Raw genomic sequence first — 20306 nt, 5'->3', positions numbered from 1 at the left:
GCTTATATCAGTGCTTGCTCTCTGAGTCGTTTGCTTTTAGCGTTGCTATTATCTTTTAGCTTACGTTAACGTCAACGGATAAATATAACAACACTGCTTGCGCTTATTCTCACTACGAGCTCATTTCCAATAACATAAGAGAGCCATCATGACAGCGACATCACAATCACTGCCCGACTACCATCACTACCTCGATAACTTTTCCGTGGATAGCGTTATCGCCCGTCTGGATGACCACCAAGACAGTCTGCTAAATGCCTTTGAGGCCTGCTGTGGGCGTCATGTGCGCTCTGGCCGCGGCGATGTGCTGGCGTTGGTTCAAGAAGACTCTCAAGGCGATATGCATACACTGAGCTACGCCGAGCTAGATGAGCAGAGTGCAAAGTTGGCAGGGTGGTTTCAGTCCCAAGGGTTGAGTCAAGGCGACCGCATTGCCTGCATGCTGCCACGCACACCACAGTTACTGGTTGCGGTCTTAGCAACATGGCGTATTGGTGCGGTTTATCAGCCCCTGTTTACTGCCTTTGGCCCCGATGCGGTGGACTATCGGCTAGGCCGTGCTGGCACCAAATTGGTGATTACGGATCACGCTAACCGCTATAAATTCGATGGCCTTAGCCAATGCCCGCCGGTATTGGCGGTGGGTGGGGCGACCAGTGAGCATGCTGAGGATCACGACTGGCAGGCGGCGTTGACGCATACGTCAATGAGCGGCAAGCCGCCGAGGCTAGCGCCTGAAGCGCCATTTCTGCAAATGTTTACCTCTGGCACCGTAGGCAAGCCGAAAGGCGTTGCCGTTCCATTGGCAGGGATGACCGCTTTTGCGATCTATATGGAGCTGGCCATTGATCTGCGTGACGATGACCGCTTCTGGAATATGGCCGACCCCGGTTGGGCTTATGGTCTCTATTATGCGATTGCCGGGCCTTTACTGCTTGGAGTGACGACGCATTTTTGTGAGGCAGGGTTTAGCGCCGAAGGGGCACTGGCGTTTATGAAGCGCCACCACATTACTAATTTCGCTGCCGCCCCCACCGCCTACCGGCTGATGAAGGCGTCAGGTCTGTTTGATGACGCCCATGAAACGCTTGAGCTGCGTGCGGCTAGCTCGGCGGGTGAACCTCTAAATACTGAAGTAGTGACCTGGGTCGAGAAGTCGTTGGGTTGCCCGGTTATGGATCATTATGGCCAGACCGAAACCGGCATGACGTGCAACAACCACCATGCCCTTGACCATCTCAAGCATGTGGGCGCAATGGGCGTGCCGATGCCGGGTTATCGCCTGGCGATTTTGGACGCGGAGTATAAAGAGCTGCCTGCCGGTGAACCGGGTGTCCTCGCCGTCGATATCAAGAACTCCCCGGCGCACTTTTTTCAGGGCTACACCTGGCAAGAGAAGAACCCCTTTGTGGAAGGTTATTACCTGACAGGCGACGTGGTTATTCGTAATGAAGACGGTACCTTTCAATTTGCCGGGCGTGACGACGACATTATTACCACCGCGGGTTACCGGGTGGGGCCAACGGACGTAGAGAATAGTGTGATGACGCATCCTGCGGTCGCCGAGTCAGCGGCAGTGGGGCAGCCTGATGAGATCCGCGGCGAGGTCATCAAGTCCTATATCGTGCTCCGCGAAGGCTATGAGGCCAGTGACGAGCTGGCTGATGAAATCAAACAGCGAGTGCGTGAGCGGCTTTCGACCCACGCTTTTCCGCGCATTATTGAGTTTGTCGATGAGTTGCCTAAAACCCCCAGCGGCAAGATTCAGCGCTTTAAATTACGTGCCCAGGCCGTAGAAGAATCCAAAGCAAGTGAATAGCCAAGTGAAATGAAAAGACGAGCAAATAAAGCCACCATTATATATAGCAACCATCCATTACAGCCTTGGGGAATACGGAAATGCAGGTTAAGGAGAGTACGTTTTTAATTACCGGGGCTGCCTCTGGTCTTGGGGCGGCTACCGCTGAGCGCTTAGTCGCTGCAGGCGCTCGCGTCGTGTTATGCGACTTAAACGACAGTGTCAATGCCCATGCCCAGCAGTTAGGGTCAAACGCGCGCGCCATTCTGGCGGATATTACCTCGGGTGAGCAGATGCAGCAGGCCGTAGATGCGGCGGTAGCGCTGGGTGGCGAGCGCGGGCTTTCAGGCGTGGTTCACTGCGCGGGTGTGGTTAGCGTGGCTAAGCTGGTTGATCGTGAAGGCAGCCCGGCTGACTTAGAAAGCTATATGAAAACGATCAATATAAACCTGGTAGGCACTTTTAACGTCATGCGACTTGCGGCTGCTGCCATGGCTAAAAACGCGCCTAATGAGAGTGGTGAGCGTGGGGTGATCATTAATACCGCGTCCATTGCTGCTTTTGATGGGCAGGTGGGGCAGTGCGCTTATAGTGCCTCTAAAGCGGGTGTTGTGGGTATGAGTTTGCCAGCGGCGCGGGAATTGTCGCGTCATGCTATTCGGGTAATGGCCATCGCCCCTGGCGTATTTGAAACGCCGATGATGAGCGAAATTCCTGACGAGGCGGCCCAGGCGCTAGCGGCGGCGGTGCCTTTTCCTAAGCGTTTAGGTAAGCCAGACGAGTTTGCTCAATTAGCCGAACAGATTATTACCAACCCCATGCTCAATGGCGAACTGATCCGCTTAGACGGTGGCATTCGCATGCAGTAAGTCGGTGGCAAGTAGGTAAAAGAAAAATAAAACAACTCGTCGGCTTTTGGCTGGCGAGTTTTTTATTATTTGCACCAGGGGGTTATTGGTTGGGCGACCAAAGTTCTAGGGTGTTTTTAAGCTAAATTCAAACGCCCGCTTGACTCTGGGGGGCGCTCGCGCTAATTTTCAAACATGTGTTTGAAAGCTCTCTGCCATTAAGAGTTGCTTGGCTTTCAATCCCCCTTTCTTAGGAGAAGTGCGATGCCCAGCTATCAGGCCCCTATTCGTGATATGCGTTTCGTTATGGACGAGATGCTTGACTACCCTGCTCACTACGCGCGCCTGCCAAGCGGTGACGATGCGTCGCCAGATGTTGTCAGCGCTATTTTGGAAGAGGGGGCACGCTTCGCCCGCGACGTACTGCTGCCGATCAATCAGAGTGGCGATGAAGAAGGGTGCCTACTGGAAGGGGGCGAGGTCAAAGCGCCTAACGGTTTCAAAGAGGCCTATCAGCAGTACGTAGAGGGTGGTTGGCCGAGTCTGGCCGCCGATCCTGCTCATGGTGGTCAAGGGCTGCCGCCTTCATTGGCGATGCTGCTGTCAGAAATGATCTGCGCCACTAACTTGGCGTGGGGCATGTACCCAGGGCTCTCCCATGGTGCAGCGGATGCATTGCGCCACCATGGCACCGATGAGCAGAAGGCAACGTACCTTACCAAGCTGGTAGAAGGGGTATGGACCGGCACCATGTGCCTAACCGAGCCGCATTGCGGTACTGACCTCGGATTGATCAAGACGCGGGCAGTGCCCGTCGATGGCGATGCCTATGCGATTACCGGTACCAAAATCTTTATCTCCGCCGGTGAGCATAATCTGGCTGAAAATATCGTCCATTTGGTATTGGCAAAACTGCCCGGCGCACCGGAAGGCTCTAAAGGTATTTCGCTATTTGTAGTGCCCAAGTTCTTGCCTGATGCTCAAGGTAATGTGGGTGAGCGTAATGGCGTCACCTGTGGTTCGCTTGAGCACAAAATGGGCATTCATGGTAATGCCACCTGCGTGATGAACTTCGATGGCGCAACCGGTTACTTAGTAGGGCCGCCCAATAAAGGACTGGCGTGCATGTTCACCATGATGAACGCAGCGCGTCTCGGGGTGGGTATTCAAGGGCTGGGTTTAATTGAAGCCAGTTTTCAGAATTCATTGAGTTATGCCCGTGACCGGTTACAGATGCGCGGCTTATCGGGCAAGCAGGCTCCTGAAAAGCCCGCTGATCCGATTATCGTCCACCCTGATGTGCGCCGCATGCTGCTGACCCAGAAAGCCTTCGCCGAAGGCGGGCGTATGTTGGTGCTTTATACCGCGCAAATGCTCGATGTGGTGGAGCATGGTGAGCCGGGTGAAGAGCGAGATCACGCCGAAACCCTGCTTGGCTTGCTAACCCCTATTGTTAAGGCTTTCCTGACCGAAGTTGGTTTTGAAAGCACCAACGAGGGCGTGCAGATCTACGGTGGTCATGGCTTCATTAAAGAGTGGGGCATGGAGCAACTGGTACGCGATGCTCGTATTACTCGACTCTATGAAGGTACTACCGGTATCCAGGCGCTTGATCTGCTGGGTCGTAAAGTACTCATGAGTCAGGGGGAATCGCTGAAGGTATTCACCAAAGAGATCCATAAGTTCTGTAAAGCTGAAGCCGACAACCCTGCGCTAAAAGAGTTTGTTGTGCCGCTCGCCAAGCTGAATGCTGAGTGGGGTGAGCTGACCATGGGCGTGGGTATGAAGGCAATGCAAGACCGTGAAGAAGTAGGTGCGGCGAGTGTTGATTACCTTATGTACTCAGGCTACGTCACCCTGGCGTACCTGTTTGCTCGCGCGGCCAAGCAGGCGTCTGTTTCTCTAGAAGGTGACGATAAGGCCTTCTACGCCGCTAAATTGAATACCGCTCGCTTCTACTACCAGCGGATATTGCCGCGCACCAAGGCTCATGCACAGATGATACAAGCAGGGGCTTCCAGCCTGATGGCCATCTCCAGCGAAGATTTTGGTCTGGGATTTGAAATTTAATTAACGGCTAAAATGTGAAAAGAGCACTCTCTGGTCAGGCGTTCTGATCGGTGGTTTGCGGCAGAAGGGTAGCCTTCTGCCGCTTTTTTATACGCAATAACTTCTTTTACTTGCTATCTTATTAGTCAGGCCTTAAAGTACGCATCCGCTGCCGGGGACGCCAAGCGTTACCAGCGGTGAATGAAGTGTAAAAGCTTCGGTTTGTCAGGTAGTTAGTGCTTTTACGAAAGCCAGGTTTTGGATGTGGTCAGGTTTGCATCGAAAACAACGCCCTTGACAACCACCAGGAAATGCGTAGAATACGCCTTCCTCGCTGAGGCAAGCCAAGTCAACGGCAGCCCGGTTGCTTTCACAGCAACCTAACAGCGAAACAGCTCTTTAACAATTTGATCAGGTAATTCATGTGGGCGCTTGCTGAGGTTGGTGACAAATCACCCAATATCAAGGCAAGCGACTCAAGCAATAAGGTTTTAAAGGATTCGTCCTTTGGAATCTGTTTTGAATGAATTCGTTTGAACCTTGAGCCAAGTTTGGTTCGCTTCTGTCGCTCTAGGGTGGCAGGTAAGAACCGCATAGATCTTAAACTGAAGAGTTTGATCATGGCTCAGATTGAACGCTGGCGGCAGGCCTAACACATGCAAGTCGAGCGGTAACAGATCTAGCTTGCTAGATGCTGACGAGCGGCGGACGGGTGAGTAATGCATAGGAATCTGCCCGGTAGTGGGGGATAACCTGGGGAAACCCAGGCTAATACCGCATACGTCCTACGGGAGAAAGGGGGCTCCGGCTCCCGCTATTGGATGAGCCTATGTCGGATTAGCTAGTTGGTGAGGTAATGGCTCACCAAGGCAACGATCCGTAGCTGGTCTGAGAGGATGATCAGCCACATCGGGACTGAGACACGGCCCGAACTCCTACGGGAGGCAGCAGTGGGGAATATTGGACAATGGGGGCAACCCTGATCCAGCCATGCCGCGTGTGTGAAGAAGGCCCTCGGGTTGTAAAGCACTTTCAGCGAGGAAGAACGCCTAGTGGTTAATACCCATTAGGAAAGACATCACTCGCAGAAGAAGCACCGGCTAACTCCGTGCCAGCAGCCGCGGTAATACGGAGGGTGCAAGCGTTAATCGGAATTACTGGGCGTAAAGCGCGCGTAGGTGGCTTGATAAGCCGGTTGTGAAAGCCCCGGGCTCAACCTGGGAACGGCATCCGGAACTGTCAGGCTAGAGTGCAGGAGAGGAAGGTAGAATTCCCGGTGTAGCGGTGAAATGCGTAGAGATCGGGAGGAATACCAGTGGCGAAGGCGGCCTTCTGGACTGACACTGACACTGAGGTGCGAAAGCGTGGGTAGCAAACAGGATTAGATACCCTGGTAGTCCACGCCGTAAACGATGTCGACCAGCCGTTGGGTGCCTAGAGCACTTTGTGGCGAAGTTAACGCGATAAGTCGACCGCCTGGGGAGTACGGCCGCAAGGTTAAAACTCAAATGAATTGACGGGGGCCCGCACAAGCGGTGGAGCATGTGGTTTAATTCGATGCAACGCGAAGAACCTTACCTACCCTTGACATCTACAGAAGCCGGAAGAGATTCTGGTGTGCCTTCGGGAACTGTAAGACAGGTGCTGCATGGCTGTCGTCAGCTCGTGTTGTGAAATGTTGGGTTAAGTCCCGTAACGAGCGCAACCCTTGTCCTTATTTGCCAGCGAGTAATGTCGGGAACTCTAAGGAGACTGCCGGTGACAAACCGGAGGAAGGTGGGGACGACGTCAAGTCATCATGGCCCTTACGGGTAGGGCTACACACGTGCTACAATGGCCGGTACAAAGGGCTGCGAGCTCGCGAGAGTCAGCGAATCCCTTAAAGCCGGTCTCAGTCCGGATCGGAGTCTGCAACTCGACTCCGTGAAGTCGGAATCGCTAGTAATCGTGAATCAGAATGTCACGGTGAATACGTTCCCGGGCCTTGTACACACCGCCCGTCACACCATGGGAGTGGACTGCACCAGAAGTGGTTAGCCTAACGCAAGAGGGCGATCACCACGGTGTGGTTCATGACTGGGGTGAAGTCGTAACAAGGTAGCCGTAGGGGAACCTGCGGCTGGATCACCTCCTTAAACGATGCGTCACAGTCGGTAAGCGTCCACAATGAATTACCTGATCAGATAGCTGTTGTATGAGCAGTGATAAGCGAATGCTTTTCTAGCTTAGAAAAAGAAAAAGGTCTTCTTTTTTTAAAGTGAAAAAACGCTTATCACTGCTTATAGCAGTCGCTCTTTAACAATGTATATCATGCTGACAAGAACACTTCGCAAGAAGTGCTTCTTAAATTGTGATACGCGCAAGCGTATCCGGCAAAATGAAACGTGATTATTGCGAACCCCAGACTCCTTCGGGTTATAGGGTCAAGCAATTAAGCGCACACGGTGGATGCCTAGGCAGTCAGAGGCGATGAAAGACGTGGTAGCCTGCGATAAGGTTCGGTGAGGTGGCAACAACCTGTGACCCGGACATTTCTGAATGGGGAAACCCACTGGCCATAAGGTCAGTATCTTACACTGAATACATAGGTGTAAGAGGCGAACCAGGGGAACTGAAACATCTAAGTACCCTGAGGAAAAGAAATCAACCGAGATTCCCCTAGTAGCGGCGAGCGAACGGGGACCAGCCCTTAAGCATGTGAATGATTAGGCGAACAGATTGGGAAGTCTGGCCGTAGCGGGTGATAGCCCCGTAGTCGAAAATCTGATCATGTGAAATCGAGTAGGTCGGGGCACGAGAAACCTTGACTGAAGACGGGGGGACCATCCTCCAAGGCTAAATACTCCTGACTGACCGATAGTGAACCAGTACCGTGAGGGAAAGGCGAAAAGAACCCCGGAGAGGGGAGTGAAATAGATCCTGAAACCGTGTGCGTACAAGCAGTAGGAGCAGACTTGTTCTGTGACTGCGTACCTTTTGTATAATGGGTCAGCGACTTATATTCAGTGGCGAGGTTAACCGTATAGGGGAGCCGTAGGGAAACCGAGTCTTAACTGGGCGACACAGTCGCTGGATATAGACCCGAAACCGAGCGATCTATCCATGAGCAGGGTGAAGGTTGAGTAACATCAACTGGAGGCCCGAACCAGGATCTGTTGAAAAAGATTTGGATGACTTGTGGATCGGAGTGAAAGGCTAATCAAGCTCGGAGATAGCTGGTTCTCCTCGAAAGCTATTTAGGTAGCGCCTCACGTATTACCGCCGGGGGTAGAGCACTGTTTCGGCTAGGGGGTCATCCCGACTTACCAACCCGAGGCAAACTCCGAATACCGGTGAGTAGAGCGTGGGAGACACACGGCGGGTGCTAACGTCCGTCGTGAAAAGGGAAACAACCCAGACCGTCAGCTAAGGTCCCGAAATCCTGGTTAAGTGGGAAACGATGTGGGAAGGCTCAGACAGCTAGGAGGTTGGCTTAGAAGCAGCCATCCTTTAAAGAAAGCGTAATAGCTCACTAGTCGAGTCGGCCTGCGCGGAAGATGTAACGGGGCTAAACCAGGTACCGAAGCTACGGGTGAGTTCATATTTCGATATGGATTCGCGGTAGAGGAGCGTCGTGTAAGCCAATGAAGGTGAATTGAGAAGTTCGCTGGAGGTATCACGAGTGCGAATGCTGACATGAGTAACGATAAAGGGAGTGAAAAACTCCCTCGCCGGAAGACCAAGGGTTTCTGTTCGACGCTAATCGGAGCAGAGTGAGTCGGCCCCTAAGGCGAGGCCGAAAGGCGTAGTCGATGGGAAACGGGTCAATATTCCCGTACCGGACATGGTTGCGATGGGGGGACGAAGAAGGCTAGGTGAGCCAGGCGTTGGTTGTCCTGGTGAAAGTGAGTAGGCTTGGATCTTAGGTAAATCCGGGATCCTTTAAGGCCGAGACACGAGATGAACTGACCACGGTCAGGAAGTCACTGATGCCACGCTTCCAGGAAAAGCCTCTAAGCTTCAGATCATGTGCGACCGTACCCCAAACCGACACAGGTGGTCAGGGTGAGAATCCCAAGGCGCTTGAGAGAACTCGGGTGAAGGAACTAGGCAAAATGGTGCCGTAACTTCGGGAGAAGGCACGCCGGCGTAGGGTGATGAGACTTGCTCTCTAAGCCCGAACCGGTCGAAGATACCAGGTGGCTGCAACTGTTTATTAAAAACACAGCACTCTGCTAACGCGCAAGCGGACGTATAGGGTGTGACGCCTGCCCGGTGCCGGAAGGTTAAATGATGGTGTTAGCCGCAAGGCGAAGCTCTTGATTGAAGCCCCGGTAAACGGCGGCCGTAACTATAACGGTCCTAAGGTAGCGAAATTCCTTGTCGGGTAAGTTCCGACCTGCACGAATGGCGTAATGATGGCCACGCTGTCTCCACCCGAGACTCAGTGAAATTGAAATCGCCGTGAAGATGCGGTGTACCCGCGGCTAGACGGAAAGACCCCGTGAACCTTTACTATAGCTTCACACTGGACGCTGATGTTGCCTGTGTAGGATAGCTGGGAGGCTTTGAAACTCGGACGCCAGTTCGGGCGGAGCCAACCTTGAAATACCAGCCTGGCATCATTGGCGTTCTCACTCAGGTCCGTTATCCGGATCGAGGACAGTGTGTGGTGGGTAGTTTGACTGGGGCGGTCTCCTCCTAAAGAGTAACGGAGGAGCACGAAGGTACCCTCAGCACGGTCGGACATCGTGCATTGAGTGCAAGAGCATAAGGGTGCTTGACTGCGAGACAGACACGTCGAGCAGGTGCGAAAGCAGGTTCTAGTGATCCGGTGGTTCTGTATGGAAGGGCCATCGCTCAACGGATAAAAGGTACTCCGGGGATAACAGGCTGATACCGCCCAAGAGTTCACATCGACGGCGGTGTTTGGCACCTCGATGTCGGCTCATCACATCCTGGGGCTGAAGTCGGTCCCAAGGGTATGGCTGTTCGCCATTTAAAGTGGTACGCGAGCTGGGTTTAGAACGTCGTGAGACAGTTCGGTCCCTATCTGCCGTGGGCGTTGGATGTTTGAGAAGGGCTGCTCCTAGTACGAGAGGACCGGAGTGGACGACCCTCTGGTGTTCCGGTTGTCACGCCAGTGGCATTGCCGGGTAGCTATGGTCGGACGGGATAACCGCTGAAAGCATCTAAGCGGGAAGCCCCCTTCAAGATGAGACATCCCTGAGGCCTAGAGCCTCCTGAAGGGCCCAGCGAGACCAGCTGGTTGATAGGCACGGTGTGGAAGCGCTGCAAGGCGTTGAGCTAACGTGTACTAATGGCCCGTGAGGCTTGACCCTATAACACCCAAGGGGTCTGGTCGTAATGATGACGTTAAGGTTGAGAGATCAACAGAAAGCCGGATACGCAGCATGTGGCCCCAGCGACAGAACGTCAGGGCGGCAGGCAATGAGACGAGCACAATTTAGCCATAGTCAGCATGATGTACATTAACAGTTACGCCTGACGACCATAGCACGCGTGAACCACCTGATCCCTTGCCGAACTCAGAAGTGAAACCGCTTAGCGCCGATGGTAGTGTGGGGTCTCCCCATGCGAGAGTAGGTCATCGTCAGGCACTTATTTAACGAAGAACCCAGCCAACCGGCTGGGTTCTTCGTTTGTGTGGAAGAAAATAAATAGCGCTGGATAAATGCTATGATGCGCCCCAATTAATTAGGTAGCCCACACCGTTTGTGATGGGCGGAATCGAGGTGAAGTGGTGAGTGAAACGGTACCTACATCATGGTTAGTTTACTGCCGTCCTGGGTTTGAGAGTGATGCGCTTGCGGAACTGCAGCATCACGCAGCATTACAGGGCATCCCCTGTGAGTCATCTCATGGGGAAGGGTGGGTAAGCTTAACGCGTGTTGATGGCGAAGCGGTTAATGATTTGCACCGCCAGGCAGCGTTTAAAAAGCTGATTTTCGCACGCCAGAGCTTAGCGGCCTTGCCTGCGCTCACTCTTTCCCGTGACGACCGTCTTACCGCTATCTTGGAACAGGTTAAAGCCAGCCGTTGGAGCTTTGAAGAGATTTGGCATGAAACGCCGGATACCAACGATGGTAAAGCGCTGGCCGGGCTGATTAAGGCACTTACCAAGCCGTTGGAAAGTATGTTGAAAAAACGTGGTGCGTTAAGGCGCAGCGCGGGCGCACGACGTTTACATATTTTCTGGACTGACGGTGATCAAGTGCAGCTGGCGATGAGCTTCCCAGGCAACCGCAGCGATTTGATTAATGGTATTCGTCGGCTGCGCTTTCCCTCTCGTGCGCCTAGCCGCTCAACGCTGAAGTTGGAGGAGGCGTGGCACGAGTTTATTCCTAGGGATGAGTGGGATGTGCGGCTAGCACCGCATATGCAAGCAGCTGACTTAGGGGCCGCTCCAGGAGGTTGGACGTGGCAGTTGGTTCAGCGCGGCATGTACGTGTATGCCATCGATAATGGCCCAATGGAATCACAGTTGATGAAGACTGGGCAGATTGATCATCTCAAAGAGGATGGCTTTACCTGGGAGCCACCACAACGTCTAGACTGGCTGGTGTGCGATATTGTTGATAAACCAGTGAGAGTGCTAGCCATGGTGGAGCGATGGCTGATTCGTAAATGGTGCAAAGAGGCGATCTTTAACCTCAAGTTGCCCATGAAAAAGCGCTGGGATGAGGTAACTCGTTGTCTAACGGCGTTGGAAGAGTCGCTGGAAAAAGCGGGTGTGCATGCCAACGTATCATGCCGTCACCTCTATCACGATAGGGAAGAGGTAACGGTGCATGTGAGACTTAGGGATTAACGCTAGTAAAACCTCATGTTCAATAGCCTGGCTCGTAAATTCGGATAGTTTCATCTTCGGTTAACAGCGGTAAAATACGCTGCATGGCCATTGTCCGCGCTTCGCTTGAGTGCCACTCCTTCCAAGCGCGGAGGTCACGCCATTTGGTAATCATCAGTCGGCGATCGGTATGACCCAGTTCTACCAATGTTTCACCACTGATAAAGCCCCTTACGCCTAGAGAAACGCGCATTGCCTCCCGCGCTGCTTGCTCAAATTCTTCTTCAAGACCGGGCATAATTCGCCGTTCGATGATAACTTTAATCATACTTTCTGTTTCCTACATCGAGGATATTGATGGCTGATAATACGGGTACGTTACCCAACGTTGATGCGGTATTGGACACCACAGGACTTTACTGCCCAGAGCCGATTATGCTGATGCATAACAAAGTGCGCGACATGAGGCCAGGCCAAGTGCTCAAAGTGATTGCCACTGACCCAGCCACCACGCGAGATGTCCCCAAGTTTTGTCAGTTCTTAGGGCACGAATTGCTTGAGCAGGACACCGCCTCTGAGAATAACTACCTCTACTTTATTCGTTTAGCATAACCCGTTGAGCTAGCCCTTAAGATAGCCCTTCGAAATAGCCGAGAACCCATGCGAGGCTCAAATCAAAATCAACTCATTGATGTTGGCCTCGCTCACAAAGCGACGTTAAGGCACTCGGTTAATCACTGGCCACAACCATCATGGCTAGCGCATCAAGTGTCTCTGGATCTTCTTCCAGAATGCGGTTGGCGATATGGCGCTGGAAAAAGTAAACGGTTTGATGGCGGGTATGAGCGCTGTAGAGGCACTTATCCCCTAACAAAATCGGCGTCATCGCCGCTTTGTTCTCGTCGGCAAGGAGCGCGTCAAGGCTACCGTCGCTGTAGAGACGCCAGCCGTAAACGGGCTTCATATGCCAGGGTGAATCGGGGTGATTCATACACAGTGCGTGGGTGCCCAGAGTATCGGGGATTTGCTGAATAAGGGTGACTTCGCCAGAAGCCTCATAATCAAAGTATTCAGCCGCCGCAACTAGCTCGTGGTATTTGTGATCTGGTGGCGTATCAAAAATTTCTTCCGTTTCAGGATCACGATAACCTACGAAGTAGCCATTTTCCTGGCTGTTCAGATCATGGCAGGCTGCCAGGCTTTCCATCCACGGCACCAAACCGATGACGGTACCGTCCTCTCTTAACCCCCAGGCCAAAATAGGCAAGCCATAGTAGGCGTCGGGACTCGCAGCGAGCTGGTACACCATCTCTAAGCCATCTAGCTCAGGGGCTAAACGGACAAGGCACTTTTGCGCCTGCTGACGCTGGCGCACAGTTTCCAGGTCGATGACCTGGGCAGAGCGGGGTGACAAGGATGCGCCCATTGTGTCCCTCCTTATGCTGCGTGGTCATCAGATTGGCAAAGCCGATTCATTTGCCTCTCATATCCACAAATAGCACAACTTGCTCATAAGGTTAAGGGTTCTGCACTTTTTAATTATCTGAGCAGGTTGGAAAGCGAGCTCGCAGCGCTTGATGCTCATAGAGCGCTTGCAGAAACTGGCTCCAGGGAGCTTGGTCATTATCCAGCGAAAGCCAGCGTTTCTGATAGCGTTGAATCGCTATTGGCTTGCTTACCTGCTGTGCGTCAATTAAGCGATTGATCGCCGTTAGCCACTGCTGGGCAGCGTTTGCCAAGCGTTCAAGCGACGGCGATTCCCAACGGCTTAAGCAACGGGTGGTATCACTCTGCCGAGCTAACAATGCATTCGCTTCTGTTAAGCGTTGGGTGGCGAGTAGCAGGGCGCGCAACACCTCAGCAGTCAATGGCCGCTGTTGCAGGGTTTTCAAATGGTTTTCAAGGGTAGAAGAGTCCTGCTGCCAGTCGAGATCAAACTGGTGATCCGTCATTTGCTGTAAGTAATCAATCGCTTCAAGCTGACCAGTAATAGTGGTTTCATCGACGTTCGATAAAGGCTGGCTCGCTCGTGAAAAGCTTTTAACCCACTCACTGGAATCAAAAATAGCGTTCCAGCTGACCGTGGGTAACTGTGCCGTTTTGGTCGTGGTTAATCGAATTAGGCGCGTTCTATCTTCATCGCTTAACTGTTCGGGTACCTCGCTATTTAAACAGGCGCTAAGTCGCTGCCATAGCGTGCGCTCATATAACCACTGTTGGCTAGGTGGAGCTACACGCCCCAGTTGATTGTTTCGTGCAGCGACTAGCGAAGTGATTTGGCACTCGCGCAGCGCGTATACATTCAGCAGGCTGTCCCGGGTTTCGGGAATATCTATAACCCGATCGGAGCGCTCAGGGAAGTCGCCAATATTTCCCGGGTCAGTTCTTTGAATGTTTGATAGTGCAAGGTCATCGGCGAGTTGCTGATGATAACGCTGCCACTGCTGCTCAGCGGGGTTATCCCCACAGCCAGCCAGTAGGGTGCTTAGGGTGATTGCTAGAGAAAGGTTTCTCCATTGAGCCATGCTTTACCCCCGAAGGCTAATACGCTGTAAACGCCAGCCAAGTAGCAGTGCTGCGGTACTCAAGCCTGCAACCAACCCAATCCAGTAGCCATGAACCCCTAGAGGGGCAACCATATCACCCACTCCATAAGAGCCCAGCCAGTGGCCGCCACCCAAGCCTACAATCCAGTAGGAGAGCACCGTAATCACCATCACAATGCGGGTATCTTTATAGCCGCGTAAAGCCCCTGCTAAATTAACCTGTAACGAGTCTGAGAGCTGAAAAATAACGGCTAAAGCAATGATCGAGAGCGCTAGCGCCTGTATCTCACTATTAGAGGTGTAAAGTGCGATTACCGGTTCGGCGCTAACCCACAGTACGAGGCTGTTAATAGCGGCAATGATGACGCTTATGACAATTCCATTCCAAGCGACTTTGCGGGCTAGTGCTAGGCGCTGCTGACCTAGCGTATTACCGACTCGTACGGTTAGCGCCATGCTCAGCGACAGGGGCAGCATAAACAGAATGGAGGTGAAGCTGAGCGCTATTTGGTGTGCACCTACCGTGACTTCACCAAAGCTGGCAATGAAGAGTGCAATCAGCGTGAACAGGGTGACTTCAACAAAAATAGCCACGCCAATGGGAACGCCCACCACCACTAATTCACGTATACCTAGCCATTGGGGCGGTGTCAGTTTGTGCCAAATCGCAACGCTTTTATAAGTATTTCCCCTGCGCGTGTAGTAGGCCATCGCCAGCGCCATCGTCCACATGGAGAGCGCCGTCGCAATGCCACAGCCAAAAGCGCCCAAGGCAGGTAACTGTTGCAAACTAGTGGGAACCCAGGGGCCAAATAGATCAACCAAGCCATCGCCGCCGTAGATCAAGAGGTAGTTGGCAGGAATATTCACGCTTAAACCAACCAAGCTGATCCATAGCGCCGGACGGGTATGATTCATGCCATCGGAGAATGCTCTAAGCGCCTGAAAGAGGGCGATCCCCGGCATGCCAAAGGCGACGGCTGACAGATAGGCGGCAGACTGGCTGGCGACCGCTGGCGGCACGCTCATCAATTCAAATATCGGCATGATGGCCGACCAAAGCAGCACCGCCGCGGTAACGCCTAGCAGCAGCGCGACCCAAAGCGCCTGATGAACGGCCGGACGAATAGCCTCATGGCGCTGCCCTCCCAGCAAATGCGCCACAATCGGAGTCAGCCCCATTAAAGTGCCCGTCATAAAAAGCATGAGTGGCATCCACAGGCTCGAGCCCACCGACACAGCGGCAAGGGACGTGGCGTTATGCCGACCGGTCATCATGACATCGACGACACTCATCCCTGCCTGAGCCAACTGTGCACCGCAAATAGGCAGTGCCAAGTGCATCAACGTTCGTGTTTCTGGCCAATAAACCGATTTAATTTGCTGAGTAAAGCCGCCCACTTGTTGGCTCCTAAAGGGGAAAAGTTGCTGTGAAAGGCCGCTATATTAGCAGGAGCGACTCTCTTTTGGGGGTAGCCGTTAGCTTGTATTAATCGAGTGGGTATAATGCCCCAAAATCAGTATCAAACGGGGTCAATTGTGAGTGACAGGCAGGAGCGGTGGACGCTCGAGGATATTACCGCGCTTTTTGACGGGATTTTTGCTGAGCGCTATCAAACCCGATTGATCCGGGGCGGGGATGAGCCTCTCTATCGGCCCGCTAATAGCGAAACGCCTTATCATCAGGTTATCTTCGCGCGGGGCTACTATGCCAGTGCGCTGCATGAAATCAGCCATTGGTGTATTGCGGGAGCACAGCGGCGCCAACAAGAGGATTACGGCTACTGGTACTGCCCTGATGGGCGCGATGCTGAACAGCAAAAAGCTTTTGAGCAGGCTGAGATTGCGCCACAGGCATTGGAGTCTATCTTCACCCGCGCCTGTGGTCGTGTGTTTCATGTCAGCGTGGATAATCTAGGCGGTGATATAGAGGTAGATATAGAGACCTTTGCGATGCGTGTAGAGGCCCGTGCCCAGCGCTACCAACACGAGGGTTTGCCTCTCCGCGCTGAAGCTTTTCGCCACGCCTTGGAGGCTTACTATCAACAAGGATTTTCCCGCCAGTTGGCTATCGCTCAAGGCCTACATAGGTTGTTGTAAAGGCGGTAAGGCGTCTATGTTGAGACTGTCGCTTGAAAAAAGCGGCAATTGAAACTAATCACTCTGACTAAGGACGATTCAATGGCTGATTTTTTTACATCATGGAATGAAGCGGCCATAACCAGTATCGGTTTTTTTTGGATGGCACTATGGGCTTTTGTACTCGGTTACATCATTAGCAGCCTTATTCAGGTGCTAGTGACCAAAGAGCGTATGCAGAAGGTAATGGGTAAGGATGGCCCAAGAAGCGTTGCATTGGGTACATTTTTTGGCTTTCTTTCAAGTTCCTGCAGTTTTGCCGCGTTAGCGACTACTCGCAGCATTTTTCAGAAAGGGGCAGGGTTGGCGCCAACAATGGCTTTTATGTTGGCTTCCACCAACTTGGTCATTGAGCTGGGTATGGTGATCGCCGTCTTTCTCGGCTGGCAGTTTGTTGTTGGGGAATATGTTGGCGGTATTATGCTGATTCTGGTTACCTGGATGCTTATCAGGATTACGCGTCCACGTCGACTTGAAGCCCAGGCCCGTCGAAGAGTGGGGGAGCCGGAAGGTGAGGGTGAGCAGGTAGGCAAAGATTGGAAACAGAAAATCTCTAGCCTTCAAGGATGGAAAGATATTGGTCAGACTTACGTCATGGAATGGCAGATGGTTTGGAAGGATGTGCTGATTGGTTTTACAGTGGCTGGGATAATCTCGGCCTTCGTTCCAGATGTTTTTTTTCAGACATTGTTCATTGGCTCGGGTGGCGAGAATAGTGCCAATCCTGGTTTTCTATCGGTACTGGCACAAACTATTGTCGGCCCGGTTGCCGCCTTTTTCACCTTTATCGGCTCCATGGGAAATATTCCTTTGGCGGCAGTCCTGTTCGGCCAGGGCGTCACTTTCGCCGGGGTGATGGCATTTATCTTTTCTGATCTTATCGTACTGCCTGTACTGCGTATTAACGCCACCTACTATGGTTGGCGTATGGCTCTTTACCTACTAGGACTGATGTTCGTGGGTATTGTTTCGGTTTCGCTAATTCTGCACTATGCATTGGTTTTTATGGGGTTGTTGCCGGACTTCGCCAGTGCCACAGCGCCGGGGGATCGGGAGTTCTTTAAGGTTAATTACCAGCTTTTCCTTAACATTTTTTTCCTCATGTTGACGGCCGTTATGTTCTGGTTCTGGAAACTCTCCCTACAGGAGCACCATGATCATGGCCATGAAGATCACCACGACCACGGCGGAGCATCGTTGACCGACAAGGTGCTAAAAGTGCTAGTGGTGATCGCGGCTTTCTGGCTCCTAGGTGGGCTGGCCGTCTCCTTGCTGTAATGGAAGGGGGCCCTTAATGAACATGTGCTACTGCTTACTCCTCATCGGTCAGGCGCTGATGCATCGATAGCATCACTTCCAGCTCATGCTCTGGGCGCATCGGCTCTAAGCCCAGCTCACTGAAGGTTTCGCGCCGCTGGCGGTGCCATTCGCCTGGGGTAAGCGAAGGGTAGAGCACCGACGCCGGGGCTAATTCCACGAAGGGGTCTAGCCCGTAGGTGTCGAACAATCGCGCCAGTGCCGCTTCGTCGTCGCCGTTGTCGCTGGTATACAGCGTGGCGGAGAAGTGATCGTTCTCCAGCTCGCGAATCACCTCTAGCGGGCTAACGCCCAGGCTCTCTAGCTCTTCCATGCTATAGGCGCCCATTGCGTTGGTATCTTCTTTGATCCAGCTATCGTCTGGCTGAATCAATGTCTGCTTCACCCGGCCATCGGGTAGCGACCAGGCAATGGCTAGCGGGAGCCCATCGTCTTCGCCCGTTTCAATGGCTATAAACCCTGGATAATCGGCCACGCTAATACTCCTTTTTAGATTCCGTGGGAAAACGGAAAAAACGCTGTGCGGTCTGTGTGGTTGCCGCACCTAGCTCAGTTTCGCTCATACCGTGCCACTGGGCGATCTCGCGGACAATCCACGGTAGCAACGCCGGTTCGTGTCGGCGACCCTTTAACTTCGCCGGCAGGTTGCGGGGCAACAGATAAGGGCAGTCGGTTTCTACCATCAAACGCTCTAAGGGTATATCGCTTACCAGTGGGCGCAGGTGATGACCGCGGCGCTCGTCGCAAATCCAACCGGTCAGGCCTATATGCAAGTCTAGGTCGAGATAACCAAACAGCGTATCGCGGTCAGCGGTAAAACAGTGCACTACCGCATGACTGATGTCGTCTCGCCACGCATGCAGGATTTCGCGCATACGCTGGCCCGCATCGCGTTCATGTAAAAACAGCGGCAAACCGCTTTCTACTGCCAGAGCCAGCTGCGCTTCAAAGGCACGCTCCTGCTCCTTGGGCGTCGAGAAGTTGCGATTAAAATCCAAACCACACTCGCCTACGGCGACGACTTCCGGCATGGCATGCAGGGCTGCCATGGCGCGCTCAAGGTTATCATCCCAGCGACTGGCGTCGTGGGGATGCACTCCCGCTGTGGCGTAGAGGCCAGGATACTGCTTGGCAAGCGCAACCGCTTGCTCTGCATGGGCAAGGTCGGTGCCGGTGACGATCATGGTTGTTACCTGCGCCGCCTGGGCGCGCTGGATAACCGCCTCCAGATCACGCCCGAAGCTATCGTGGGTCAAGTTAGCGCCAATATCCACCAAGGGGGCGCTAGGCCGAAACTGTAGTGCTTCGGGTAAAAAGTCATCGGCATACGCGGTGTCCAAAGGTGTCTCCCGTTCAATATGCAAAGGCACCATTGTAACGGTATGCGCAAGTATCGACTAATGGTGTGTTAAAGACGATGGACGCAAGGAAATGGCACGAATTGCAAAAAAACTGGCTCGATAGGTAAACAGCTAGCGCTTATTAGCGCCTAAGATGAACGCAAGCTATGGCGTGCTACGTCGCTGCGATTGATTCAATAACACCCTTTAATAACAACAAAAGAGAGCCACATAATAATGCCAATATCTCCTCGTTTATCTCACAGTTTTGCTACTTCCACTCTCGCCGCTGCCATTCTGATGGCCAGCTATGCGCCCACTACTTTTGCTGATGAGGGTATCTCTGATAACGAAATCCGCATTGGCTATTTAGCCGATATGTCCGGCGTTTATCGCGACCCCATTGGTCCATTGGGTGAAGACGCTATCAATATGGCGATTGAAGATATGGGCGGCAGCGTCAATGGGGCCAATATTGTGGTGTTTAGCGCCGATGACCGTAATAGCCCCGATGTAGGCTCAAGCGTCGTGCGTGAGTGGATCGATGAGCGCAACGTCGATATGGTCACCGGGCTGGTGGCATCTTCTGTCACTCTGGCGGCGGTGAGCCTGCTTGAAGAGGCGGATAAACTTGGACTGGTCAATGGCGCTGTCTCTTCAAGCATTACCAATGAGCACTGTTCGCCCAATCATATTCATTGGGTTTATGACACCTGGGCGATGTCTAACGGAACGGCAAAGGCAATTACCGATGAGGGCCACAAAAATTGGTATTTGTTAAGCGCTGACTACTCCTTTGGCCATGCACTGGAAGCCGACGTCACACGCGTAGTGACTGAAAATGGCGGCACCATCGTGGGCAGCGCTCGCCACCCTTTCCCCAGCAGTGACTTCTCCTCTTTTATGCTCCAGGCCCAGGCGTCTGGCGCTGATGTCATTGCGCTAAATAACGCTGGCGGCGATACGATTAACGCGGTTCAGACAGCAGGGGAATTCGGCATTACCCAGGCAGGGCAGATTCTGGCGGGCATGGTGCTGTTTAGTACTGATATACGCAGCATTGGCTTAGAGAACGCTCAGGGTCTGCAGTTCACAAAAGCGTGGTACTACGATCTAAACGAAGAAACCCGGGCCTGGGCGGAGCGTTTCCGTGAGCGTACCGGCAGCATGCCTACCATGGTACACGCGGGTCTCTATTCCAGTACTCGCCACTACCTTGAAGCGATTGAAGCTACCGGCACCGATGACACCCAAACCGTCCGTCAGCAAATGGCCGATACCCCCATCAACGACATCTTCGCCACCGATGGCTACATCCGTGAGGATGGCCGCATGGTTCACGATATGTATTTAGTAGAAGTGAAAACACCTGAAGAGTCGCAGGATGAGGATGATCTCTTTCATGTTATTCGCACCATTCCTGCAGAAGAGGCCTTCCGTCCGCTTTCAGAGAGTGTCTGCCCGCTGGTAAACAGTTAA

14 protein-coding genes and 3 rRNA genes are annotated in these 20306 nt (G+C 53.0%); 11 read left to right on the top strand and 6 right to left on the bottom strand.

What is annotated here, in order from left to right; translation table 11 throughout:
* Positions 1 to 148 precede the first annotated feature (148 nt).
* From SR894_RS12455 to rlmM, 7 genes are all read left to right on the top strand, one after another.
* Complete coding sequence (locus SR894_RS12455; protein ID WP_133732711.1) at positions 149 to 1819, top strand: AMP-binding protein; 1671 nt, start codon at positions 149 to 151, stop codon at positions 1817 to 1819.
* An 80-nt stretch (positions 1820 to 1899) separates the two neighbouring features.
* Entirely contained in the window at positions 1900 to 2667 is a 768-nt protein-coding gene (locus SR894_RS12450; protein WP_133732710.1) for an SDR family NAD(P)-dependent oxidoreductase, read from the top strand.
* Positions 2668 to 2910: 243 nt separating this feature from the next.
* Positions 2911 to 4716: an acyl-CoA dehydrogenase C-terminal domain-containing protein gene (locus SR894_RS12445; protein ID WP_133732709.1), complete on the top strand. Its 1806-nt coding sequence runs from the start codon at positions 2911 to 2913 to the stop codon at positions 4714 to 4716.
* A 581-nt stretch (positions 4717 to 5297) separates the two neighbouring features.
* Positions 5298 to 6830: ribosomal RNA gene (locus tag SR894_RS12440) — 16S ribosomal RNA — on the top strand.
* 286 nt (positions 6831 to 7116) lie between these two features.
* Positions 7117 to 10016 (top strand): 23S ribosomal RNA (locus SR894_RS12435).
* A gap of 162 nt (positions 10017 to 10178) precedes the next feature.
* Positions 10179 to 10294, top strand: a 5S ribosomal RNA gene (gene rrf, locus SR894_RS12430).
* The 16S, 23S and 5S rRNA genes sit together here, the layout of an rRNA operon.
* Positions 10295 to 10435: 141 nt before the next feature.
* A complete protein-coding gene (rlmM, locus tag SR894_RS12425; RefSeq protein ID WP_223288165.1) occupies positions 10436 to 11506 on the top strand; it encodes a 23S rRNA (cytidine(2498)-2'-O)-methyltransferase RlmM in 1071 nt (356 codons plus the stop codon).
* Between the two features lie 19 nt (positions 11507 to 11525).
* Here rlmM and SR894_RS12420 read toward each other — a convergent pair whose 3' ends face one another.
* A complete protein-coding gene (locus SR894_RS12420; protein ID WP_133732702.1) occupies positions 11526 to 11813 on the bottom strand; it encodes an antibiotic biosynthesis monooxygenase family protein in 288 nt (95 codons plus the stop codon).
* Between the two features lie 29 nt (positions 11814 to 11842).
* Between SR894_RS12420 and tusA the strand changes: the two genes are divergently transcribed.
* Positions 11843 to 12097, top strand: a complete 255-nt coding sequence (tusA, locus tag SR894_RS12415) for a sulfurtransferase TusA (protein WP_133732701.1) — start codon at positions 11843 to 11845, stop codon at positions 12095 to 12097.
* Positions 12098 to 12215: 118 nt separating this feature from the next.
* On the opposite strand, the gene SR894_RS12410 is transcribed toward tusA, so the two are convergent.
* The 3 genes from SR894_RS12410 to SR894_RS12400 all read right to left on the bottom strand — a co-directional run bounded on the left by SR894_RS12410 (position 12216) and on the right by SR894_RS12400 (position 15432).
* A complete protein-coding gene (locus SR894_RS12410; RefSeq protein ID WP_133732700.1) occupies positions 12216 to 12911 on the bottom strand; it encodes a hypothetical protein in 696 nt (231 codons plus the stop codon).
* Between the two features lie 109 nt (positions 12912 to 13020).
* Positions 13021 to 14010, bottom strand: a complete 990-nt coding sequence (locus tag SR894_RS12405) for a DUF3080 family protein (RefSeq protein WP_133732699.1) — start codon at positions 14008 to 14010, stop codon at positions 13021 to 13023.
* Between the two features lie 3 nt (positions 14011 to 14013).
* Positions 14014 to 15432, bottom strand: coding sequence for an MATE family efflux transporter (locus SR894_RS12400; RefSeq protein WP_133732698.1), 1419 nt, complete (start codon positions 15430 to 15432; stop codon positions 14014 to 14016).
* A gap of 105 nt (positions 15433 to 15537) precedes the next feature.
* Between SR894_RS12400 and SR894_RS12395 the strand changes: the two genes are divergently transcribed.
* On the top strand, positions 15538 to 16131 hold the full coding sequence (locus SR894_RS12395; RefSeq protein ID WP_246638102.1) for an elongation factor P hydroxylase: 594 nt from the start codon (positions 15538 to 15540) through the stop codon (positions 16129 to 16131).
* An 81-nt stretch (positions 16132 to 16212) separates the two neighbouring features.
* Positions 16213 to 17448, top strand: a complete 1236-nt coding sequence (locus SR894_RS12390; RefSeq protein ID WP_133732696.1) for a permease — start codon at positions 16213 to 16215, stop codon at positions 17446 to 17448.
* A gap of 34 nt (positions 17449 to 17482) precedes the next feature.
* Here the strand turns inward: SR894_RS12390 and SR894_RS12385 are convergent, their stop codons facing one another.
* Together SR894_RS12385 and SR894_RS12380 are read right to left on the bottom strand one after the other, a co-directional pair.
* Positions 17483 to 17962: a hypothetical protein gene (locus SR894_RS12385; protein WP_133732695.1), complete on the bottom strand. Its 480-nt coding sequence runs from the start codon at positions 17960 to 17962 to the stop codon at positions 17483 to 17485.
* 1 nt (position 17963) lies between these two features.
* The gene (locus SR894_RS12380; RefSeq protein ID WP_422822653.1) at positions 17964 to 18860 is read right to left on the bottom strand and encodes a TatD family hydrolase; all 897 of its coding nucleotides are present in this window, start codon (positions 18858 to 18860) and stop codon (positions 17964 to 17966) included.
* A 204-nt stretch (positions 18861 to 19064) separates the two neighbouring features.
* Here SR894_RS12380 and SR894_RS12375 point away from each other — a divergent pair, with 204 nt between their 5' ends.
* The gene (locus tag SR894_RS12375) at positions 19065 to 20306 is read left to right on the top strand and encodes an ABC transporter substrate-binding protein (protein WP_133732693.1); all 1242 of its coding nucleotides are present in this window, start codon (positions 19065 to 19067) and stop codon (positions 20304 to 20306) included.

The organism is Vreelandella neptunia (genome assembly GCF_034479615.1).
Lineage (GTDB): Bacteria > Pseudomonadota > Gammaproteobacteria > Pseudomonadales > Halomonadaceae > Vreelandella > Vreelandella neptunia.
The sequence above is the reverse complement of the archived record's forward strand: the minus strand, read 5'-3'. Positions and strand labels throughout refer to the sequence as shown.